Below are 17,438 nucleotides of genomic sequence, written 5' to 3' on the forward strand. Positions count from 1 at the left end.
CGCGCACCTGCCGTGCGACCCTCTGCCGCACCTCGATCCAGGAGATCCTCCCGTGACCGTGCACCGCGCCCGTGCCGCCGCCTTCGCGGCAGTGCTGACCGCCGCCGCGCTCTCCCTCACCGCCTGCGGCTCCGCGGGCTCCTCCACCGACAGCAAGGCCGCGGGCGGCAAGGACGCCAAGGCCGCCACCTCCGCTGCCGACTTCGGCGGCATGGACGCCCTGGTCGCCGCCGCGAAGAAGGAGGGCAACCTCCACGTCATCACCCTTCCCCGGGACTGGGCCAACTACGGCCAGCTGATGGACGGCTTCACCGCGAAGTACGGCATCAAGATCGAGGACGAGAACCCGGACGGCTCGAGCCAGGACGAGATCAACGCGATCAACTCCCGCAAGGGCCAGGACCGCGCCCCCGACGTGGTCGACCTGGGCAGCGCCTTCGCGCTGAGCGCCGCCTCCAGCGGCATCCTCGCCCCCTACAAGGTCGCCGACTTCGACAAGATCCCGGCCACCATGAAGGACGCCAACGGTCTGCGCTACAACGACTACGGCGGCTACATGTCGATCGGCTGCGACGCCAAGAAGGTCGGCACCTGCCCGAAGACCTTCGCGGACCTGCTGAACCCCGCCTACAAGGGCATGGTCGCCCTGAACGGCAACCCGACCAAGGCCGGTGCCGCCTTCGGCGCCGTCTACGCGGCCGCGCTGGCCAACGGCGGTTCGCTGGACAACATCCAGCCCGGCATCGACTTCTTCGGCAAGCTGAAGCAGGCCGGCAACTTCAACCCGGTCGAGGCGACCCCGGCGACGATCGAGAAGGGCGAGACCCCGATCACCGTCGACTGGTCCTACCTGAGCTCCGGCTACGCCGACAAGTTCAAGGACAAGGGCATCGACTGGAAGGTGTCGATCCCCTCGGACGGCTCCTACGCCCAGTACTACAACCAGGCGATCAACAAGGACGCGCCGCACCCGGCCGCCGCCCGCCTGTGGGAGGAGTACCTCTACTCCGCCGAGGGCCAGAACGGCTTCCTCAAGGGCTACGCCACCCCGGCCCTGTTCGACGCGATGAAGACTGCGGGCACCCTGGACGCCGCCTCGGTGGCCAAGCTGCCGGCCATCGAGAAGCCCTTCACCACCTTCCCGACCCAGGAGCAGACCGACGCGGCCAAGAAGGTCGTGACCGAGAACTGGGCCAAGGCGATCGGCGGCTGACGATCCATCATGAATGACACGGCTCCCACCCCGGCGCCGTCCCCGGCCGCCGCTGAGACGCTCAGCGGCGGCCCCGGGGCCGTTGCCGCCACGCTTTCACCCCCCACCGCCCCCGGCACCGCCGCGCACGCCCGCCGCCGACGCCCCCGTGGCGGCGCCTGGCTGGCCACCGTGCCGCTGCTGGCCTTCTTCGCGATCGGCTTCGGCCTGCCCGCGCTGGCCATCCTGATCGGCGCCTTCACCACCTCCTCCGACGCCCCCGACGGCGGCGGCACCTTCACCACCGGCAACGTCACCCACTCCCTGCAGGGCGCCTACGCGACCTCGCTGTGGGGCAGTGTGAAGCTCTCCGCGCTCACCGCGCTGCTCGGCACCGTGATCGGCCTGCCGCTGGCCCAGGCGGTGGCCACCTCCCGGTTCCGCGCGCTGCGCGAGGCCGTGATGGCCGGCTCCGGCGTGCTGGCCAACTTCGGCGGTGTCCCGCTGGCCTTCATGTTCGTCGCCACCCTCGGCAACTCCGGTGAGATCACCAAGCAGTTCAAGCTGACCTCGCACGGCTGGAGCCTGTACACCTTCACCGGCCTGTCGGTGGTGTACCTGTACTTCCTGATCCCGCTGATGATCCTCACCATCACCCCGGCCCTGGAGGGTCTGCGGGTGCAGTGGCGTGAGGCGGCGGCCAACAACGGGGCCACCACGGTGCAGTACTGGCGGCATGTCGCGCTGCCGATCCTGCTGCCCTCGCTGCTGGGCGGCTTCGTGCTGCTCTTCGGCTCGGCCTTCGCCGCCTACGCCACCGCCGACGCCATGGTGGGCTCCTCGATCCCGCTGGTCAGCCTGCAGATCGCGGACGCGCTCTCCGGCAACGTGCTGGTCGGCCAGGGCAACGTGGCGATGGCCCTGGGCCTCGACATGATCGTGGTCGCCTGCCTGGTCATGGCGATCTACCTGCCCCTCCAGCGCCGGAGTGCCAAGTGGCTGAGCTGAACCCCCCGATGAACAACCGTCTTTCGAAGGTGCGCTGGGGCCGCGGCACGGTCATGCTGCTCGGCGGCCTGTACTTCGCGGTGCCGCTGGCCGCCTCGGCCTACTTCAGCATCGACAGCCGCAAGGGCATCGACTTCCACGCCTACACCCAGCTGCTGAAGGCCCCCGGGTTCCTGCCGGCCCTGCAGCTCAGCCTGGAGCTGGCCGTGACCAGCGTCGTGGTGCTGCTGCTGGTCCTGGTCCCGGCCATGATCGCGGTCCGGCTCGGCGCCCCGAAGCTGCGCCCGGTGCTGGAGTTCGTCTGCTCGCTGCCGCTGGTGGTGCCGGTCGTCGCCCTCACCACCGGCATCAGCAACGTGCTCGGCTGGGCGCCCAAGCTGCGCGCCACGCCCTTCTACCAGACGCTGATGGTGATCCAGGACCAGAACTTCCCCATCGTGCTGGTCATCGCCTACGTGCCGATGGCACTGCCGTTCGCCTACCGGGCGATCGACGGCGGGCTGCGCGGGGTGGACGTCAAGACCCTGGTCGAGGCGGCCCGCAGCTGCGGTGCCAGCTGGCCGCGCGCGGTCGTCTCGGTGGTCATCCCCAACCTGCGCACCGCGCTGCTCAACGCCTCGGTGATCACCGTGGCGTTGGTCCTCGGCGAGTTCACCACCGCCGCCATCCTCGGCTTCGCGCCGTTCTCGGTGTGGATCAACTCCAACGGCAAGAGCGACGGCCAGATGTCGGTCGCGGTCTCGATCCTGAGCCTGCTGATCGTCTGGATCGTCCTGCTGCTGATGTCCGCCGTCGGCCGCCAGCGGCGCGCCCGGTCCTGATCCCCCGCGCCCCCTCGTACAGCTTCTCCAGGAGTTCACCGCCATGACCACCTCCACTGTCGCCCCGCCCTACGGGGCGCCGCTGCACCCCGGCAGCGCCACCGTCGAGTTCCGTTCGCTGCGCAGGGCGTTCGGCTCGACGGTCGCCCTCGACGGACTCGACCTGACGGTCCACCCCGGCGAGCTGCTGGCCCTGCTCGGCCCGTCCGGCTGCGGCAAGACCACCGCGCTGCGGATCCTGGCCGGCTTCGAGACCCACGACGCGGGCCAGGTGCTGGTCGACGGCGAGGACGTCACCCGTACGCCCGCGCACAAGCGCGACGCCGGCATGGTCTTCCAGTCCTACAGCCTCTTCCCGCACCTGACCGCGGTGGACAACGTCTCCTTCGGGCTCAAGATGCGCGGCCTCGGCAAGGCCGAACGGCGGGCCAAGGCCCAGGAGTTGCTGGAGCTGGTCGGCCTGCCGCAGCGGGCCGGGCACTACCCGCACCAGATGTCCGGCGGCCAGCAGCAGCGCATCGCGCTGGCCCGGGCGCTGGCGCTGCAGCCGCGGGTGCTGCTGCTGGACGAGCCGCTCTCGGCGCTGGACGCCAAGGTGCGGCTCAACCTGCGCGAGGAGATCCGCCGGCTGCAGCAGGAGCTCGGCATCACCACCCTGTTCGTGACCCACGACCAGGAGGAGGCGCTGTCGATGGCCGACCGGGTCGCGGTGCTGCGGGCCGGCCGACTGGAGCAGTGCGCGACGCCCAGCGAGCTGTACGCGCGTCCGGCCACCGCCTTCGTCGCGGAGTTCGTCGGCACCATGAGCCGGATCCCGGCCGTCCGCTCCGGCGACGGCGTCGAGGTGCTGGGCCGGCGCCACCCGGTGGACGGCGTGCTGCCCAGGTCCGGCGCGCTGGACGTGCTGGTGCGCCCGGAGAACGTCGGCCTGACGCCCGGCGGGGACGCCGTGGTCACCGGTGCCAGCTTCCTCGGCGCGGTCACCCGGCTGACCGTCCGACTGTCCGACGGCACCCTGGTCAAGGCCGACCTGCCGACCGAGCAGGCGGCGCAGCTGCCGATCGGCGGCAGCGCTTCGCTGGTGCTGCCCGACCGCCCGGTCCTGGTGGACGTGCGCACCACTGCGGGGAACTGACCATGCCGCTTCCCTCCGCCGTCCTCTTCGACATGGACGGCACCCTGGTCGACACCGAGCACCTCTGGTGGGAGGCGACCGCCGAGGTCGCCGCCGAGGTCGGGTACACCCTCGGTGACTCCGACCTGCCCGAGGTGCTCGGCCACGCGGTCGAGCACACCGCCGCCCACCTGGACTCGGTGGTCACCGGCTCGCCGGGTGCGGCGGTGCTCGGCGAGCGCCTCAACTCCGCGTTCACCAGCCGGGTCGCCGCCCAAGTGGTGCCGCGCCCGGGCGCGCTGGCCCTGCTCGCCGAACTGCGCGACGCCGCCGTGCCGACCGCGCTGGTCTCCGCCTCGCCCCGGCAGGTGGTCGACCTGGTGCTCACCCACCTCGGCCGGGACTGGTTCACCGTCACGCTGGCCGCCGAGGACACCGAGCGCACCAAGCCGGACCCGGCGCCCTACCTGGCCGCGGCCGCCCACCTGGGCCTGGACCCCGCCGTCTGCGTGGCCGTGGAGGACACCCCGACCGGCGTCGCCTCGGCGCACGCGGCCGGCTGCGCGGTGCTGGCGGTCCCGTCCTCGGACGTGGCGATCCCGGCCGGCCCCGGCATCACGCTGCTGTCCAGCCTGCTGCTGGCCGACCTGCCCCTGCTCGCCGGGCTCACCGCCCGGCCCGCAGAATAGCCGGCATGCCCTACCTCCTCCTCACCTTCGCCATCCTCAGCGAGGTCTGCGCCACCAGCTGCCTCAAACTCACCGACGGCTTCAGCAAGTTGTGGCCGAGTGTGGGGGTGGGCATCGGGTACGTGCTGTCCTTCGTGCTGCTCGGCCAGGCGCTGAAGCAGATACCCGTCTCGGTCGCCTACGCCGTCTGGTCCGGCGCCGGCACCGCGGCGGTGGCGGCGATCGGCATGGTCGCCTTCGGCGAGCAGCTGGGGAAGCCGCAGCTGCTGGGCATCGCGCTGATCATCGTCGGCGTGGTGCTGCTCAACCTGCGGGCCACCCACTGACCTGCGTATTAGCGTGGGCCGGGTGACTTCGGGTACGGCACACCAAGGGGCTCTCGGGCGGCTCGGCCGGTTCTGCTACCGGCGTCGGCGGCTGGTGGTCGTGCTCTGGGCGGTCGGCCTGGTCCTGGTGATGGCCGCCGGCTTCGGCTTCAAGGCGCCCGCCGACAACGACTTCACCGGCGGGCGCTCGCAGTCCGCGCAGGCGCAGCAGCTGATCAAGCAGCACTTCCCGGAACGCAGGGGCAGCTCGCTGACCCTGGCGGTGCAGGCCCCCGCCGGGGTCGCGACGCCGGCGGTGCACCAGCGGGTCGACGCGCTGACGGCGCAGTTGGCGGCCGCCCCGCACGTCACCGCGATCCGCTCGCCCTACGCCGTGCCCGGGCAGATCTCGCAGAACGGCACGATCGCCTTCGCGACCATCCAGACCGACACCAATCCACTGCCGGCCTCCGAGGTCAAGCACCTGATCGGGCTGACCCGCGGGGCGAGCGGGTCCGGGGTGGTCTTCGCGCTGGGCGGCGCCGACGTGGTCGGGGCCGAGACCCCCTACGGCGGCGTGTCGGACGCGATCGGCGCGCTCGCGGCGATGCTGGTGATCCTGATCGCCTTCGGCTCGCTGCTGGCGATGGGCCTGACCATGCTGGGCGCGCTGTTCGGCATCGGCAGCGGACTGGCCATCACCTTCCTGCTCGGGTACGTCTTCCCGGCACCCGGGTTCAGCCCGATCGTGGCCACCCTGCTGGGCCTGGGCGTCGGTATCGACTACGCGCTGTTCATCGTCACCCGCTACCGCGAGGCGCTGGCCGAGGGCGTCGAGCCCGAGCAGGCGGTGGTGGTCTCGGTCGCGCGGGCCGGGCGCTCGGTGCTGTTCGCCGGGGCCACCGTGGTGATCGCGATGCTCGGTCTCTTCGTGGTGCAGCAGCGGCTGCTCAACGCCACCGCCGTGGCAGCCTCCGTCACGGTGCTGATGACCATGATCACGGCGGTCACCCTGCTGCCCGCGCTGCTCGGCTTCGCCGGGCGTGGCATCGACCGGTTCAAGCTGCCGTTCCTGGGCCGGACCGGCTCGCGCAGCCCGATGGCCGAGCGCTGGGCCCGGGTGATCCAGCGGCGTCCGGTCACCGGGCTGGTGGCCGGCGCGTCCGTGATGATCCTGCTCGCCGTCCCGGCCTTCTCGATGCGGCTGAGCTTCGAGGACAACAGCACCGAGCCGCACGACACCAGCGGCTACGCCTCGCACCGGATCCTGAGCGAGGGCTTCGGCGCGGGCTTCGACGCGCCGTTCGTGATCGTCGCCGAGCTGCCCGCGGGCGGCTCGGCCGCCACGATGGCGCCACTCGTCGGGGCGGTCGCGAGCACCCCGGGTGTCGCGGCGGTCACCCCGGTGCAGACCAGCCGGGACGGACGGGCCGCGCTCTTCGTCGCCTACCCGACCACCGCGCACCAGGACGCCGCCACCCCGAAACTGCTCGACCGGCTGCGCGGTCAGGTGATCCCCACCGCCGTCACGGGCACCGGCCTGGTGGTCCACGTGGGCGGTCCGACCGCCGGGGACGCCGACTTCGCCGCCGAGGTCGCCGCGCGACTGCCGTACCTGATCGCGGCGGTGATCGGGTTGGCGCTGGTCCTGCTGGTCTTCCTGGTCCGGTCGGTGGCCATCGCCGTGAAGGCCGCGGTGATGACCCTGCTCTCGGTCGGCGCCGCGTTCGGCGTGCTGGTCATGATCGTCCAGTGGGGCTGGCTCGGCTCGCTGTTCGGCTTCCCGACCACCGCGCCGATCACCGCCTGGGTGCCGCTCTTCATCTTCCCGATCCTGTTCGGCCTCTCCACCGACTACGAGGTCTTCCTGGTCTCCCGGATCCGCGAGGAGTACGACGGGGGCGCCGCCACCCGCGAAGCCGTGGCCCAGGGCCTGGGCCGCACCGCCCGGGTGATCACCGCAGCCGCGGCCATCATGGTCACCGTCTTCCTCTCGGTGCTGGCCACCCCCGACATCGCGGTCAAGGAGTTCGGCCTGGGCCTGGCCGTCGCCGTCTTCCTCGACGCCACCCTGGTCCGGATGGTCCTGGTCCCGGCGATCATGGAGCTGCTGGGCAGCGTGAACTGGTGGCTGCCGCGCTGGCTGGACCGACTGCTGCCGCACGTCTAGCGGGATCGGGCCTCGTCCGCGTCCGCCAGCCAGAAGTACAGCGGCGGCATCACCAACTCGATCACCGCCACGAGGCCACGCAATTGCCTCGCACACCTGCGGCCGCCGGGCTAGCCTCGCGACCATGACATCGCACGCTGCTCCGGATCCCCGAATCGGGCCTGCCGATGCCGAGTTGGTCATCCGCCAGGAGACGGACGGCGATCACGTCCCGGTACGCGACCTCCACGCGCAGGCCTTCGGCAACAGCGAACGGGTTCCCCGGCTGGTGGCAGAACTTCGCGTCGCCAAAGCCCCGTTGACGCCGATGTCCTTCGTCGCCACCCTCGATGACCGGGTCGTCGGACACGTCATGCTGAGCGCGGGCCGACTGGACGCACCCAGCCGGCTGGTCGACGTCCTCTCCCTGTCGCCGCTGGGTGTGCTCCCCGAGTTCCAGTGCCAGGGCATCGGCACCCGGCTCGTCCAACACGCCCTCACGGCAGCCGACGCCGCCGCGATTCCGCTGGTCTTCCTGGAGGGTTCGCCCCGCTACTACGGCGGGCGCGGCTTCCGGTCCGCCGAAGCGGCCGGCTTCCGCGCGCCGTCGCTGCGCTATCCCGACGGTGCGTTCCAGGTCGCCCGACTGTCCGCCTACGAGCCGTGGATGACGGGCACCTTCGTCTACTCCGAGACCTTCTGGGCGCTGGACTGCGTCGGCCTGCGCGGTGAACGTCTCCGCGCAGCCCGCGGCGAGGCCTGACGGGCTCCCCAGGGCCGCGCCAGGCAACCTTTGCGCTAGCCAACCTTTGCGCTAGCCAACCCTTTGCACTAGGCAGCCTTTGCACTAGCGGCGTTCGCGGCGGCGCAGCCCCCCGCCAGGGCTCCAGGACTCGATGACCAGGTGATCAGCGGGTCGGCCGACGTAGGTCAGCACGACCTCCTCCAGTTCGATCCGGAAGCGGTCGGACGGCTCGCCGCCCGCCTCGGATGCGGGTGCCTCGATCCCACGACCGCTGATCTTCGCTTCTCCGGCCCAGGAACTCGGATCGTCCTGCGGTGGGTCCACGGTCGGACTGTGCAGCGCGAGCCGCGGATCCCGCCGCAGGTCGGCGGCCTTCACGGAGTCCGGCATCATGCCCACCCAGAGCTGGCCGTCCTCAAACCTCGTCTCGATCCCGCTGATCCGTGGCGCCCCGTCACGGCGCAGGGTCGCCACGGTCTTGTGCTTGCGCACCTCGAACACCTCGTGCACCCGGTACGCGAACTCGGGCTCGGCCGCGACGAACTCACTCCAACTCACCATGACTCCTGGATACCAGCGGCGACTGACATCAGCCCCTGACACGGAGCGTGTCGCGCGCCCCGAGCAGCAGTCAGTCGGATCGGCCGGCCTGCCACCTGGCCCAGTCGAGGGCTTGGCGGACCCGCTCGGTGTCCGGGTCGGTCGGGCCCATGACCTCCTCGGCCTCCCGCAGGATCTCCGTGAGCAGGGCGACGGCCTGGGCGGCCCGCCCCGGGCGGCCGGCCGCGTCCGCCTTGGCGGTCTGCAGGGCGAACCGGCCCCGGGACAGCAGGCCCTCGCGGGTGCGGGCGGTGCCGTGCGCGGCGTTGCGGGCGAGGGCCAGGTCGGCGCTGGTGTGGGTCAGGCGGTGGACCGGGTTGGGCGGCTGGGTGCGCTTGGGCATGCCCGGTGGGACCTGGCCGAGGGCGATCTCGGTGCGACGGTGGATCAGCGGCAGGTCCAGGTGCGGCGGGCCGTCGGGTACGCCGTCGCGCAGCAGGTCGGTCAGGGTGGTCGCGAACAGCGTGCTGCGCAGGCCGGGCGGCGACAGCGCCTTGCGGGTGCGGTCGGCGGCGGTGAGGAGGTTGACGTCGCCGGCCGACGGCAGGTCCAGGGCCAGTCCCGCGAAGCAGCAGTCCAGCCAGGCCAGGCGATGTCGGGCCGGGCTGGACTGCATGAGTTCCAGGACCTGTTGGGCGGACAGGGCGGTGGTCGGCGCATGGTCCTGATCCGTGTCGGGCAGCGCGAAGTGCAGCCGCCGGCCGTCCAGCACACCGTGACCGGCGTAGTAGAAGAGCAGCAGGTCCTCGGTTTCCCTGCACGCCGCCCGCAGCGGCCCCAGCACCTCGTCCGTGCTGCGCGGGTCGTGGATCCGGGTGATCCGGTCCCAGGGCAACAGGCCGGTCGGGCCGGCCAAGGCATCCGCCAACTCGTCGATGGCGCAGTGGGCTTGGGGCAACGCGTCGAGGCCCGGGTCATGGAAGGTGGCTACCGAGACCAGCACGGCCCGGGACTTCCCGGGATCGGGGAGCAGCGGCGGCCAGAACACCTGCGGGTTCACTCCTCCTCGGGGTCCAGGAAGCTTTCCAACCGGTCGAGCAGCACATTGGCGTCGGCGATGCTCTCGGTGTCCAGCTTGAGTTCGGCCCCGTCGGGCCGGTGCAGGGTCAGTGAGACCTTGCCGCCCTTGCGCAGCCTGGCGGCGAGCCAGAGGGTCAACGGCGGCAGCACCAGCGGCCCGAGTTCGGTGGCGTACCGCACCGCATCGGCCACCCCGCCCTGCTCCCCCGGCGCCGGCGCGACCAGCCGGTTCTCGATCCGCCCCCGCAACGCCCCGTCCTGGCTGAGGAACTCGCGCAGCTCGCGGGCGTCGGCGTCGAACTCCTCGGGGTCACCGTCGAAGGCGATGGTGTACTGGGTCACGGATGGTGAGTTCCTCTCAGACGGCCGACGCCAGGCGCCATTCCTCCCGCCAGTATCCGTCGGCGTCGGCGTCCCGTACCAGGTGGGGAGGGGGTCTACGGGACGGGACAGCCAATCGGGTCCTGAGCTGCGGGCTCCGGGGGCACTCAGACGAAGCAGCACACTCACATCCGGAACGGGATCCAGCCAACGTTGGCGAGCCATCGCATGGAATCCCGGTGGGCCGGTGGCGGCATCCGGTACCCAGGCGGCCTCCCGACCCCACTCGTAGGCCGGTCCGCTGCGGTCGTCGATGAACATCAGCGAACCCGAGCCCCATCGGTGGCCGGACGGCGATTGCGCGTAGCTGAGGAAGAAGTACGGATCGCGAAAAAAAGAGGCGACGCCGGCGGGGTGTGCTGTCAGCCACCGCCCCCCGGGAATGCGGTCCAGACGGGCGACAGCTCGAACGGCCGGGTCCGGCCCAGAACGCTGGGTCGCGACCACCTGGCGACCGAACTGGCGGATCCAGTGGACCAGGTCGCTCTCCGAGGTGTCGGCGGGCAGCAGCACCAGGAAGCCGTCACCACTATCCAGCTGCGTCATGGGAGCTTCGTGGCGTCCGGCGCGAAGGCGGACCGCAGCAAGGGTGGACCAGAGCGTGCGCTCGAGGGCGCGCTGCTCTTCCGCTGCGCGAGCCGCGAAGCCCTCGATGTCCACGAGCAGGATGGCGTGGTGCCTCAAGTCGACTGCCTCCCCCAGGCTTTCCAGCCGGTCCACATCGGCCGTGAAGCTCGCCGTCCGGCCCGGCAGCCCCGGCAGGGCCTCGCCGGGGTCCTCGTCCCAGTCGAAGGCCGGCTCGATCTCCGTGAACTCGCTGCCGAGGGCCAGCGAGGAGCGGGCCAGCTCGGTCAGGAACTCGGCCAGCGGCTCGCTCAACGAGCTGACGTCAACGGACTGGTCGTCGTCCTCGGGCAGTTGCAGTGCGGCCAACTGATGCTTCCAGTCCGCACTTTGATCCACCGGGTCGCCCGGCACCGATGCCTGCGCGGAATCCTCCAGGACATCCAGGGCCCAACGGATCAGGTCGCCGGTGACGGCCTCGGGCATGGCTTGGGTCATGATTGCGTCCTCCTCCCTTCTGGTCACTCCGGGCCCTGCCTGTTCTCCGTGCCCTGCTTCTTCTCGGTCAACTGACTGCGGAATCTCGCGACCCGCATGCCCACGGCTTCCCCCGACAGGCCAACCTTGGAGCCGATCTCCGCGTAGGTGAGCCCCTCGGTGATCCCTTGGAAGATCGCGGCGAGCACCCGCAGCCGCTCGCCGGTGAGCTCCGGCGCGACCTCCACCAGCACATCCGTGGCCTCGGCCAGATCCGCTGCGGCAGCGGCCGGCTGGACGGCGGCCGGGCCGGTGGCCGCGAGGGCCTCCCAGTCCTCGGTCAGGTGTTCCCGGGAGGCCACGCCGCGTTCCCGGTACCACCGGCGGTGGACGGCCGGGAAGGCCAGCAGGACGGCGCCGACGAAATAGGAGGCGAGTGAACTCCCGCCCTCCGCCAACCAGCCGCCGCCGATCAATGCCCGCTCGCGGAACCGCTTCCAGGCCTGGGCGACGGCCTCGCCCACCAGTGATGCGCGTTCGTCGTGGTCCTCGCGCAGGACGGCCCGCGCGGCCGCGTCGGTGACGATCGGGCGACCCTGCAGGTAGCACCGCTCGTAGATCTCGCCCCTGCTGATCCAGCGAGTCAGCACCTGGGTGCCGATCTCTATGAGCCGGCGCTCCAACAGCTGGAACGCCGGTCCACACCAATCCTGTTCGGCCAGCTTCTCGACCAGTGCACGGTCGGCCTGCCGTTGTTGCAGCGCGGCCGCTGCGGAGAGCCGACGGCGGTCCGTGGGCCGGGTCGGCGGCGGAACCTGCGCAGTCGACTGGCCATCGGCTTGGGCGGGGCGTGGAGTCTCACCGCTCCGCTCGGCCTGACCCATATGCGCTCCTGGACATCGACGGGAGATCTACCGGACTTCGAGACTGGACTCGAGACTGGCTTCGGGCGACCGCACCGTCGCGACGCCTGCCCGGTGTTATAGGCACCGGCCCACGGCCTCCCAACGTCCGCCGCAGAAATGGTCGGATCGGGCCATCTGTCCGTAGTCCCGTGGGGTTCGCCCGGTGTCGGCGACCTATCTCCGTTCGACCGGATCACCGGCTGTGGAACCATCCCCCTGGAGAGTGGCCATGTCCAGCAGTGACAACCCGCAGAGCAGCGTGTCGGAGGCTTCGGAGCAGGCGGGCGCACCGAACCCGTCCAGCTCCCCGGTGTTGGACGTCCGGGTCTGCGGGATTCGCCTCGTACTCGAACTGCCGGACCGGCTCAATGTGTTGGCGGGCAGCCTGATCATGTCCTCGGCCGGCGCCGCGCTCGGCTACCTCTTCGCGGGGCGGTAGCGCACCTGCGATCAGAGGTCCGGAAACGGGGGTTCCGGCGCCTTCAGCGAGGCTTCGTGCGGCGGCTCGGGCGCGGCAGCAGCGATCACGAAGCGGTCGTCGAAGAGTTGACGGTGCGTCAGGATCTCGTACGGCAGCCGGAGGACGGCTGCGGCCTCGTCCGGGTCGGCGACCGAGCTCAAGGTCTGCTCGACCCAGCCGTAGTGGCCTTGCGGCAGCGACTGCGGGTAGCTGGCGGGCAGCGGGGCGAGGTTGAGGCCGGCGAGGTTGGCGTGGACCACAGGGTGGTCGACCGGAGCTACCGGGAGGACTGCTGCGCCCGCGACGCCCGCCAGCAGCGGAGCCAGCTGCCCTGCTCCGGGGCCGGCCAGCGTCACCCGGATTCGGTAGCAGGGCGCTGCCAGGCGGCGAGCGGCCTGCTCGAGTGCGGCGGCGGCCTGCTGGGCGGCCGGGTCGCCCGGCAGGATCTGCGGCCAGGGCGGGGCGGTGTGGCCGGGGGTGGCGAGCCGGCGGTACTCGGCGGCGTAGCGGGCCAGTTCGGCGAGCTCGGCGGGGGCCGACTGGACGGGTTCGAGTGCGACGGAGAGGACGGTGCGCTCGGCTCGGGCAGCCAGCGCGGCCAGGGCGGCCCAGACCGGCTCCCAACTCTCTCCTGTGGCGACCAGCGGGTCGGCGAGGACGGCGTGGCTGCGGTCGCTGTCCGGTCGGCGCATCGGCAGGGCGGTGAGCCGCTTGCGTACCTCGACGACCTCGTGCGCCGGGTCCACCGGGCGCAGCTCGGCCAGCAGTTCGGCCGAGTCGGTGATGGGGCGGGCGACCAGGTGAGCCGGCAGCGCCGCCAACCGCTTGCGCAGGGCCAGCCCCTGACTGAGCGCTTGCTCAGAGCCGGCCGCCACCACCTGCCCCAGCAGCACGGCCCGCACCGAGCCGGTGCCCGGCTCGGTGACATACCGCAGGTCGAACCGGCTCCCCTCACCCGGGCGGCACTGCGCCCGCAGCCAGGCCAACTCGGCGGCCACGGCCTGGCGGCGACGCTCCTGCTCCGGCACGTCGGCGTAGCCGCGATGCCCGCCCAGCGCCCGGGCCGGGGCCAGCCGCAGGCCGACCCAGGCCCAGCTACCGGCGGGGGTGACGTGCAGCAGCACCCCGTCGCCCGCGCCCACGCTCGTACCCACGACGCCCCAGCCCCCTTACGACTGGGCGGGGTCGGTCCAGTTCCCACCGATGGTCGGCGGATCCTGCGGCGGCGCCTGCGGCGGAATCGGCGCCTGCAACGGAGGCTGTCCGGCGGACGGGCTCGGCACCGCCCGCGACAGCGGCGCCCCAGCGGCGACGCCACCCGGCACCGGCGCCACCCGCGGGTACTCCGGCTGCGGCGGCCGGCCGCCGCCGAACCCGAACTCCGCAGTCACCACCTGCCGTTCGACCGCCGTCACCAGCCCCTCGCGGCAGACCGAGTGCACCGCCTCGCGCATCGCCCGCACGTTCTCGGTGCGCAGCATCGCCCAGGCGAGGTCGGCCTGGCCGAAGATGCCGCCCAGGGTGTCGCCGAGGAAGCGCCCGATCAGCCGCCAGCCGCGCCGGGTGCGCCACATCTGCCAGCCCAGGTAGAGGCTGTCGCCGTAGCGGAAGACCGAGATCACGGCCTCGCAGTCGCCATTGCTGAAGGCGAGCCGACTGTTCGCCTGCTCGGCGCCGTAACCGGTGGCCAGGCGACGGTAGTTGACGCCGAGCGGGAAGCCGCGCCGAGCCGCCACGCCACAGATCTTGTAGTAGGTGGACTGCACGTCCTGCTCGCTGCGGTCGTGCAGCAGCACCCGCCACTCGGCGATCGGCTCGGTGAGCTTGGCGAAGAGCAGCACCAGCAGGAAGACCAGCGGAGTGTCGATCAGCACGACCGCCAGGAACCCCAGATCCGGGCCGCTGCTCCGGCCGTAGTAGTCGGTCTCGCCAGAGTTGATCAGCGAGATCGCCAGGAACGGGATCTGGACCAGGAAGACGATGAAGGCGACGATCGCCGCCCGCTGCCAGAGCCGGAAGACCGTCTGTCCGGAGACCCGGTCGTCCAGCGACACCTCGACCGCTTCGTGGCGCAGGGTCTTGTCCAGATAGGCGCTGTTGCCGTCACCACCCACCCAGCCGGGAATGGGCAGCGCGTTTCCGTTGAGCATGTGTCCCCCGATGCGACATACCGTCAACTGCGCAGAGCATCGTGGCACATCACTGACGCTCTGTCACCTCGCGTGACCACGCGAGGTGACAGAGCATCGGCGCTCTGAGTGAGCGCTTGCTCAGCCCAAGGCTCCGAGCAAGCGCTTGCTCAGAGCCCCCCAGCGCCCTGAGCAAGCGCTCACTCAGGGCTCCCCCGCCCCGTCACCCCCAAGCAAGCGCTCGCTCAGAGTCCCCCAACGCCCTGAGCAAGCGCTCACTCAAAGCGCTCCGCCCGCCCACAATCCTCAGAGCGCCCCCAGCACCCCCGGCAGCTCCGCGATCGATCCCAGAACGTGCGTGGCCCCGTCGGTGCGCAGCCGCTCCGCCCCGTGCGCACCGGTGAGCACACCGGCCACCACCGAGGCGCCCGCCCGGGTGCCGGTCAGCATGTCGTAGCCGGTGTCACCGACCACCGCCATCTGCCGCACCGAGTCGGTCCCGGTGCGCAGCAGCGCGGTGAGCGCCATGTCGGGGTACGGGCGCCCGCGGCCCGCATCGGCGGGGCACAGGGTCAGGTCGGCGATCTGCTCCCAGCCCAGCGCGCCCAGGATGCGGTCCTGGGTGGCCCGCGAGAAGCCCGTGGTCAGCACCACCTTGCGCCCGGAGGCCCGCAGTTCGGCGATCGCCTCGGCCGCGCCGGGCAGCGGCGCGCAGTACCCGGCCGTCACCAGCTCGTCGTAGGCCTGCTCGAAGGCGGCGTTGGCCTGCTGGGCCTTCTCCTCCTCGCCGAACAGGTGCCGGAAGACGGAGATCTTGGACTCGCCCATGGTGGCCCGCACGTGCGCGAGCATCGGCTCGTGCTCGGGGCTGCCGGGCTGCACGCCCAGCGCGGTGGCGGCGGCATTGAAGGCCTGCTCGACCAGGCCGTCGTCGGCCACGGTGGTGCCGGCCATGTCCAGGACCACGAGCCGGATGTCGGAGGTGCTCATCAGTGAAGTGCCTTTACAGGTTGAGGAGTCTTTATGAGGTTCAAGGTTCAGGAGTCGTTAGAGGTTGAGCAGCTCAGCGGTGGATTCGGCGATGGCCGGGGAGCAGGTCATGCCGCGGCCGCCCGGTCCGGTGACCAGCCAGACGCCGTCGCGGACCTGTTCGCGGTGCACCACCCGGCTGGTGTCGACGCACTGCGCGTACACCCCGGCCCAGCGGCGGCGGATCCGCGGCAGCGGGCGCCCGAGCAGTTCCTCGGCCACGCCCACCAGGTGCTCGTACGGCTCCTCGACCACGTCGAAGTTGAACGGGTGCTCGTACTCGTGGGTGTCGCCGATGGTCAGCGAGCCGTCCCGGCGCTGGACCAGCAGCAGCTGCATCTTGTGCTCGGCCGCGACCGGCGGCTGCGGCTGGCCGGCCTGCAGCGCGTCCAGTGCGGTGCCGGCGTAGGCGGGGTAGTAGCGGAAGCTGTCACCGTCGGCGACGGCGGTGGTCAGCGGCTCGTCCAGCGGGTCGGTCTGCATCATCTGCAGTCGGACCCGGCGGACCGGCAGCTCGGGCACCAGCTCGCGGACCAGTCCGCCCAGCCAGGCGCCGGTGCAGAGGATCACGGCGTCGCCGGTGTGCGTCTGGCCGTGGTCGTCGCGGACCGCCCGCTCGCCGACCACCTCGCGGACCTCGCGCCCGGGCAGGAAGGTGTAGCGGCCGCTGGCCAGCAGTGCCTGGCGCAGTGCGCGCTGGGCGGTGCGCGGCTCGACGGCGCCGTCCCGCTCGCACCACAGGGCGCCGAGGAAGGTGCCGCGCAGGGCGGGGTTGACGGCGCGGGTCTCGGCGGCGTCGAGCAGTTTGAAGCCGCGGGACGCGGCCTCCGGCAGGCTCAGCGCCTGCTCGGCGACGGCGAGTTCGGCCTCGGTGCGGGCGACGGTGAGGGATCCGGACGGCCGGAAGCCGAGCTCGGGCACCCTCGCCCCGATGCCCTCCCACAGCTCGCGGGCTCGCAGCGCGGTGGCCAGCTCCTCCCCACCGGCCCGGCCGCCGACCCAGACCAGGCCGAAGTTGCGCACCGAGGCGCCGCGGGCCTCGGCCTCGCGCTCCAGGTGGATCACCTCGTGGCCGCGCTCGACGGCCTGCCAGGCATGCATGGTGCCGAGCACGCCCGCTCCAACGACTATGACTCTCATGGCGACCAGGCTGCGTGGCCCAAGTGACCAGGGGGTGTCCAGTCGGCGACCTCAAAGCCAATAATCATCAAGTTGTACAGACAACAGGCCTCGCCAACCTGAACAACTGGACTACCTCAGCACCCGGGCCCGCAGGTAGTTGCGCCGGCCGAAGTGCGGCTCGTCCACCGCGGTGAGCTCCTCCACCTGGAACCGGTAGAGCGCGGCCGCACCACCGCCGGCCAGGAACTGTTCGCGCACCTCGGGATCCTGGGCGAAAGTCGGGTAGCGCCCCTGATAGGCCGCCAGCGCCGCCTCGGCGTGCTGCCCCCAGGCCTCGCCGGCCCGTCCGGTCAGCTGCAGCCCGCGCAGCTGCTCGCCGAAGACCGGCGGCGGCAGGAAGACCGTGGCGGCGGCTCTGGCCTGCTCGGCCAGGTGCAGGCTGTGCCGGGTGGAGCGCTCGCTGACGAAGTAGAGCACCAGGTCCTCGTCGAAGGCGTAGAAGGCGAGGTTGGCGTGCGGGCCGTGCTCGGGGCCCGCAGTGGCCAGGGTGAGCACCATCGACTCGGCCAACAGGCCCTCGACGCCCTTGCGGAGTTCCTCGGCGGGCCAGTCGCCCTGGGTGACTTCGAGCTGGTACGGCATGGCGCGTCCTTAGGAATCTAGGCAGTCCTTCGACGGACGGAGCGGACGGATCAGAACCACGACGGGCGTCTCATGCTGCTCCCGCG

General features: G+C 71.6%; 18 protein-coding genes. 9 read left to right on the forward strand and 9 right to left on the reverse strand.

All coding sequences use genetic code 11. The features are described 5' to 3' along the window. Positions 1 to 52 precede the first annotated feature (52 nt). The 8 genes from BR98_RS10130 to BR98_RS10165 all read left to right on the forward strand — a co-directional run bounded on the left by BR98_RS10130 (position 53) and on the right by BR98_RS10165 (position 8,041). Complete coding sequence (locus tag BR98_RS10130) at positions 53 to 1,213, forward strand: ABC transporter substrate-binding protein (protein ID WP_035841851.1); 1,161 nt, start codon at positions 53 to 55, stop codon at positions 1,211 to 1,213. Between the two features lie 9 nt (positions 1,214 to 1,222). After that, positions 1,223 to 2,200: an ABC transporter permease gene (locus tag BR98_RS10135; protein WP_035841853.1), complete on the forward strand. Its 978-nt coding sequence runs from the start codon at positions 1,223 to 1,225 to the stop codon at positions 2,198 to 2,200. A gap of 8 nt (positions 2,201 to 2,208) precedes the next feature. Further along, positions 2,209 to 3,021, forward strand: coding sequence for an ABC transporter permease (locus BR98_RS10140; RefSeq protein WP_035843898.1), 813 nt, complete (start codon positions 2,209 to 2,211; stop codon positions 3,019 to 3,021). Positions 3,022 to 3,064: 43 nt separating this feature from the next. After that, the gene (locus BR98_RS10145) at positions 3,065 to 4,156 is read left to right on the forward strand and encodes an ABC transporter ATP-binding protein (RefSeq protein ID WP_051969534.1); all 1,092 of its coding nucleotides are present in this window, start codon (positions 3,065 to 3,067) and stop codon (positions 4,154 to 4,156) included. A gap of 2 nt (positions 4,157 to 4,158) precedes the next feature. Beyond that, positions 4,159 to 4,824, forward strand: a complete 666-nt coding sequence (locus BR98_RS10150) for an HAD family hydrolase (RefSeq protein ID WP_035841855.1) — start codon at positions 4,159 to 4,161, stop codon at positions 4,822 to 4,824. Positions 4,825 to 4,829: 5 nt separating this feature from the next. Beyond that, positions 4,830 to 5,150, forward strand: coding sequence for a DMT family transporter (locus BR98_RS10155; protein ID WP_035841856.1), 321 nt, complete (start codon positions 4,830 to 4,832; stop codon positions 5,148 to 5,150). 22 nt (positions 5,151 to 5,172) lie between these two features. Then, a complete protein-coding gene (locus BR98_RS10160) occupies positions 5,173 to 7,299 on the forward strand; it encodes an MMPL family transporter (protein WP_051969652.1) in 2,127 nt (708 codons plus the stop codon). A gap of 124 nt (positions 7,300 to 7,423) precedes the next feature. Next, positions 7,424 to 8,041, forward strand: a complete 618-nt coding sequence (locus BR98_RS10165) for a GNAT family N-acetyltransferase (RefSeq protein ID WP_083976226.1) — start codon at positions 7,424 to 7,426, stop codon at positions 8,039 to 8,041. Positions 8,042 to 8,125: 84 nt separating this feature from the next. Here the strand turns inward: BR98_RS10165 and BR98_RS10170 are convergent, their stop codons facing one another. The 4 genes from BR98_RS10170 to BR98_RS39160 all read right to left on the reverse strand — a co-directional run bounded on the left by BR98_RS10170 (position 8,126) and on the right by BR98_RS39160 (position 11,949). Continuing rightward, positions 8,126 to 8,584, reverse strand: a complete 459-nt coding sequence (locus tag BR98_RS10170) for a pyridoxamine 5'-phosphate oxidase family protein (protein WP_035841862.1) — start codon at positions 8,582 to 8,584, stop codon at positions 8,126 to 8,128. A 70-nt stretch (positions 8,585 to 8,654) separates the two neighbouring features. Continuing rightward, the gene (locus BR98_RS36195) at positions 8,655 to 9,623 is read right to left on the reverse strand and encodes a caspase family protein (RefSeq protein WP_051969535.1); all 969 of its coding nucleotides are present in this window, start codon (positions 9,621 to 9,623) and stop codon (positions 8,655 to 8,657) included. Further along, on the reverse strand, positions 9,620 to 11,086 hold the full coding sequence (locus BR98_RS10180) for an effector-associated constant component EACC1 (protein WP_157537576.1): 1,467 nt from the start codon (positions 11,084 to 11,086) through the stop codon (positions 9,620 to 9,622). Before BR98_RS10180 ends, BR98_RS36195 begins: the two co-directional genes overlap by 4 nt. 23 nt (positions 11,087 to 11,109) lie before the next feature. Further along, complete coding sequence (locus tag BR98_RS39160) at positions 11,110 to 11,949, reverse strand: hypothetical protein (protein ID WP_035841866.1); 840 nt, start codon at positions 11,947 to 11,949, stop codon at positions 11,110 to 11,112. A 250-nt stretch (positions 11,950 to 12,199) separates the two neighbouring features. On the opposite strand from BR98_RS39160, the gene BR98_RS10190 reads away from it, so the two are divergent. Beyond that, the gene (locus BR98_RS10190; RefSeq protein ID WP_035841868.1) at positions 12,200 to 12,409 is read left to right on the forward strand and encodes a hypothetical protein; all 210 of its coding nucleotides are present in this window, start codon (positions 12,200 to 12,202) and stop codon (positions 12,407 to 12,409) included. Between the two features lie 11 nt (positions 12,410 to 12,420). On the opposite strand, the gene BR98_RS10195 is transcribed toward BR98_RS10190, so the two are convergent. The 5 genes from BR98_RS10195 to BR98_RS10215 form a co-directional block, all read right to left on the reverse strand. Then, complete coding sequence (locus BR98_RS10195) at positions 12,421 to 13,584, reverse strand: hypothetical protein (protein ID WP_157537578.1); 1,164 nt, start codon at positions 13,582 to 13,584, stop codon at positions 12,421 to 12,423. A 15-nt stretch (positions 13,585 to 13,599) separates the two neighbouring features. Beyond that, positions 13,600 to 14,580 carry a hypothetical protein gene (locus tag BR98_RS10200; protein ID WP_051969536.1) on the reverse strand — a complete coding sequence of 327 codons (981 nt, stop codon included), beginning with the start codon at positions 14,578 to 14,580 and terminating at the stop codon, positions 13,600 to 13,602. A 285-nt stretch (positions 14,581 to 14,865) separates the two neighbouring features. Then, on the reverse strand, positions 14,866 to 15,549 hold the full coding sequence (locus tag BR98_RS10205) for a phosphonatase-like hydrolase (protein WP_035841872.1): 684 nt from the start codon (positions 15,547 to 15,549) through the stop codon (positions 14,866 to 14,868). 57 nt (positions 15,550 to 15,606) lie between these two features. Beyond that, positions 15,607 to 16,728, reverse strand: coding sequence for a TIGR03364 family FAD-dependent oxidoreductase (locus BR98_RS10210; RefSeq protein WP_035841874.1), 1,122 nt, complete (start codon positions 16,726 to 16,728; stop codon positions 15,607 to 15,609). 111 nt (positions 16,729 to 16,839) lie between these two features. Continuing rightward, entirely contained in the window at positions 16,840 to 17,352 is a 513-nt protein-coding gene (locus BR98_RS10215) for a pyridoxamine 5'-phosphate oxidase family protein (protein ID WP_035841876.1), read from the reverse strand. Positions 17,353 to 17,438 lie beyond the last annotated feature (86 nt).

Origin of the sequence: Kitasatospora azatica KCTC 9699, assembly GCF_000744785.1 — a bacterium.
Taxonomy (GTDB): domain Bacteria; phylum Actinomycetota; class Actinomycetes; order Streptomycetales; family Streptomycetaceae; genus Kitasatospora; species Kitasatospora azatica.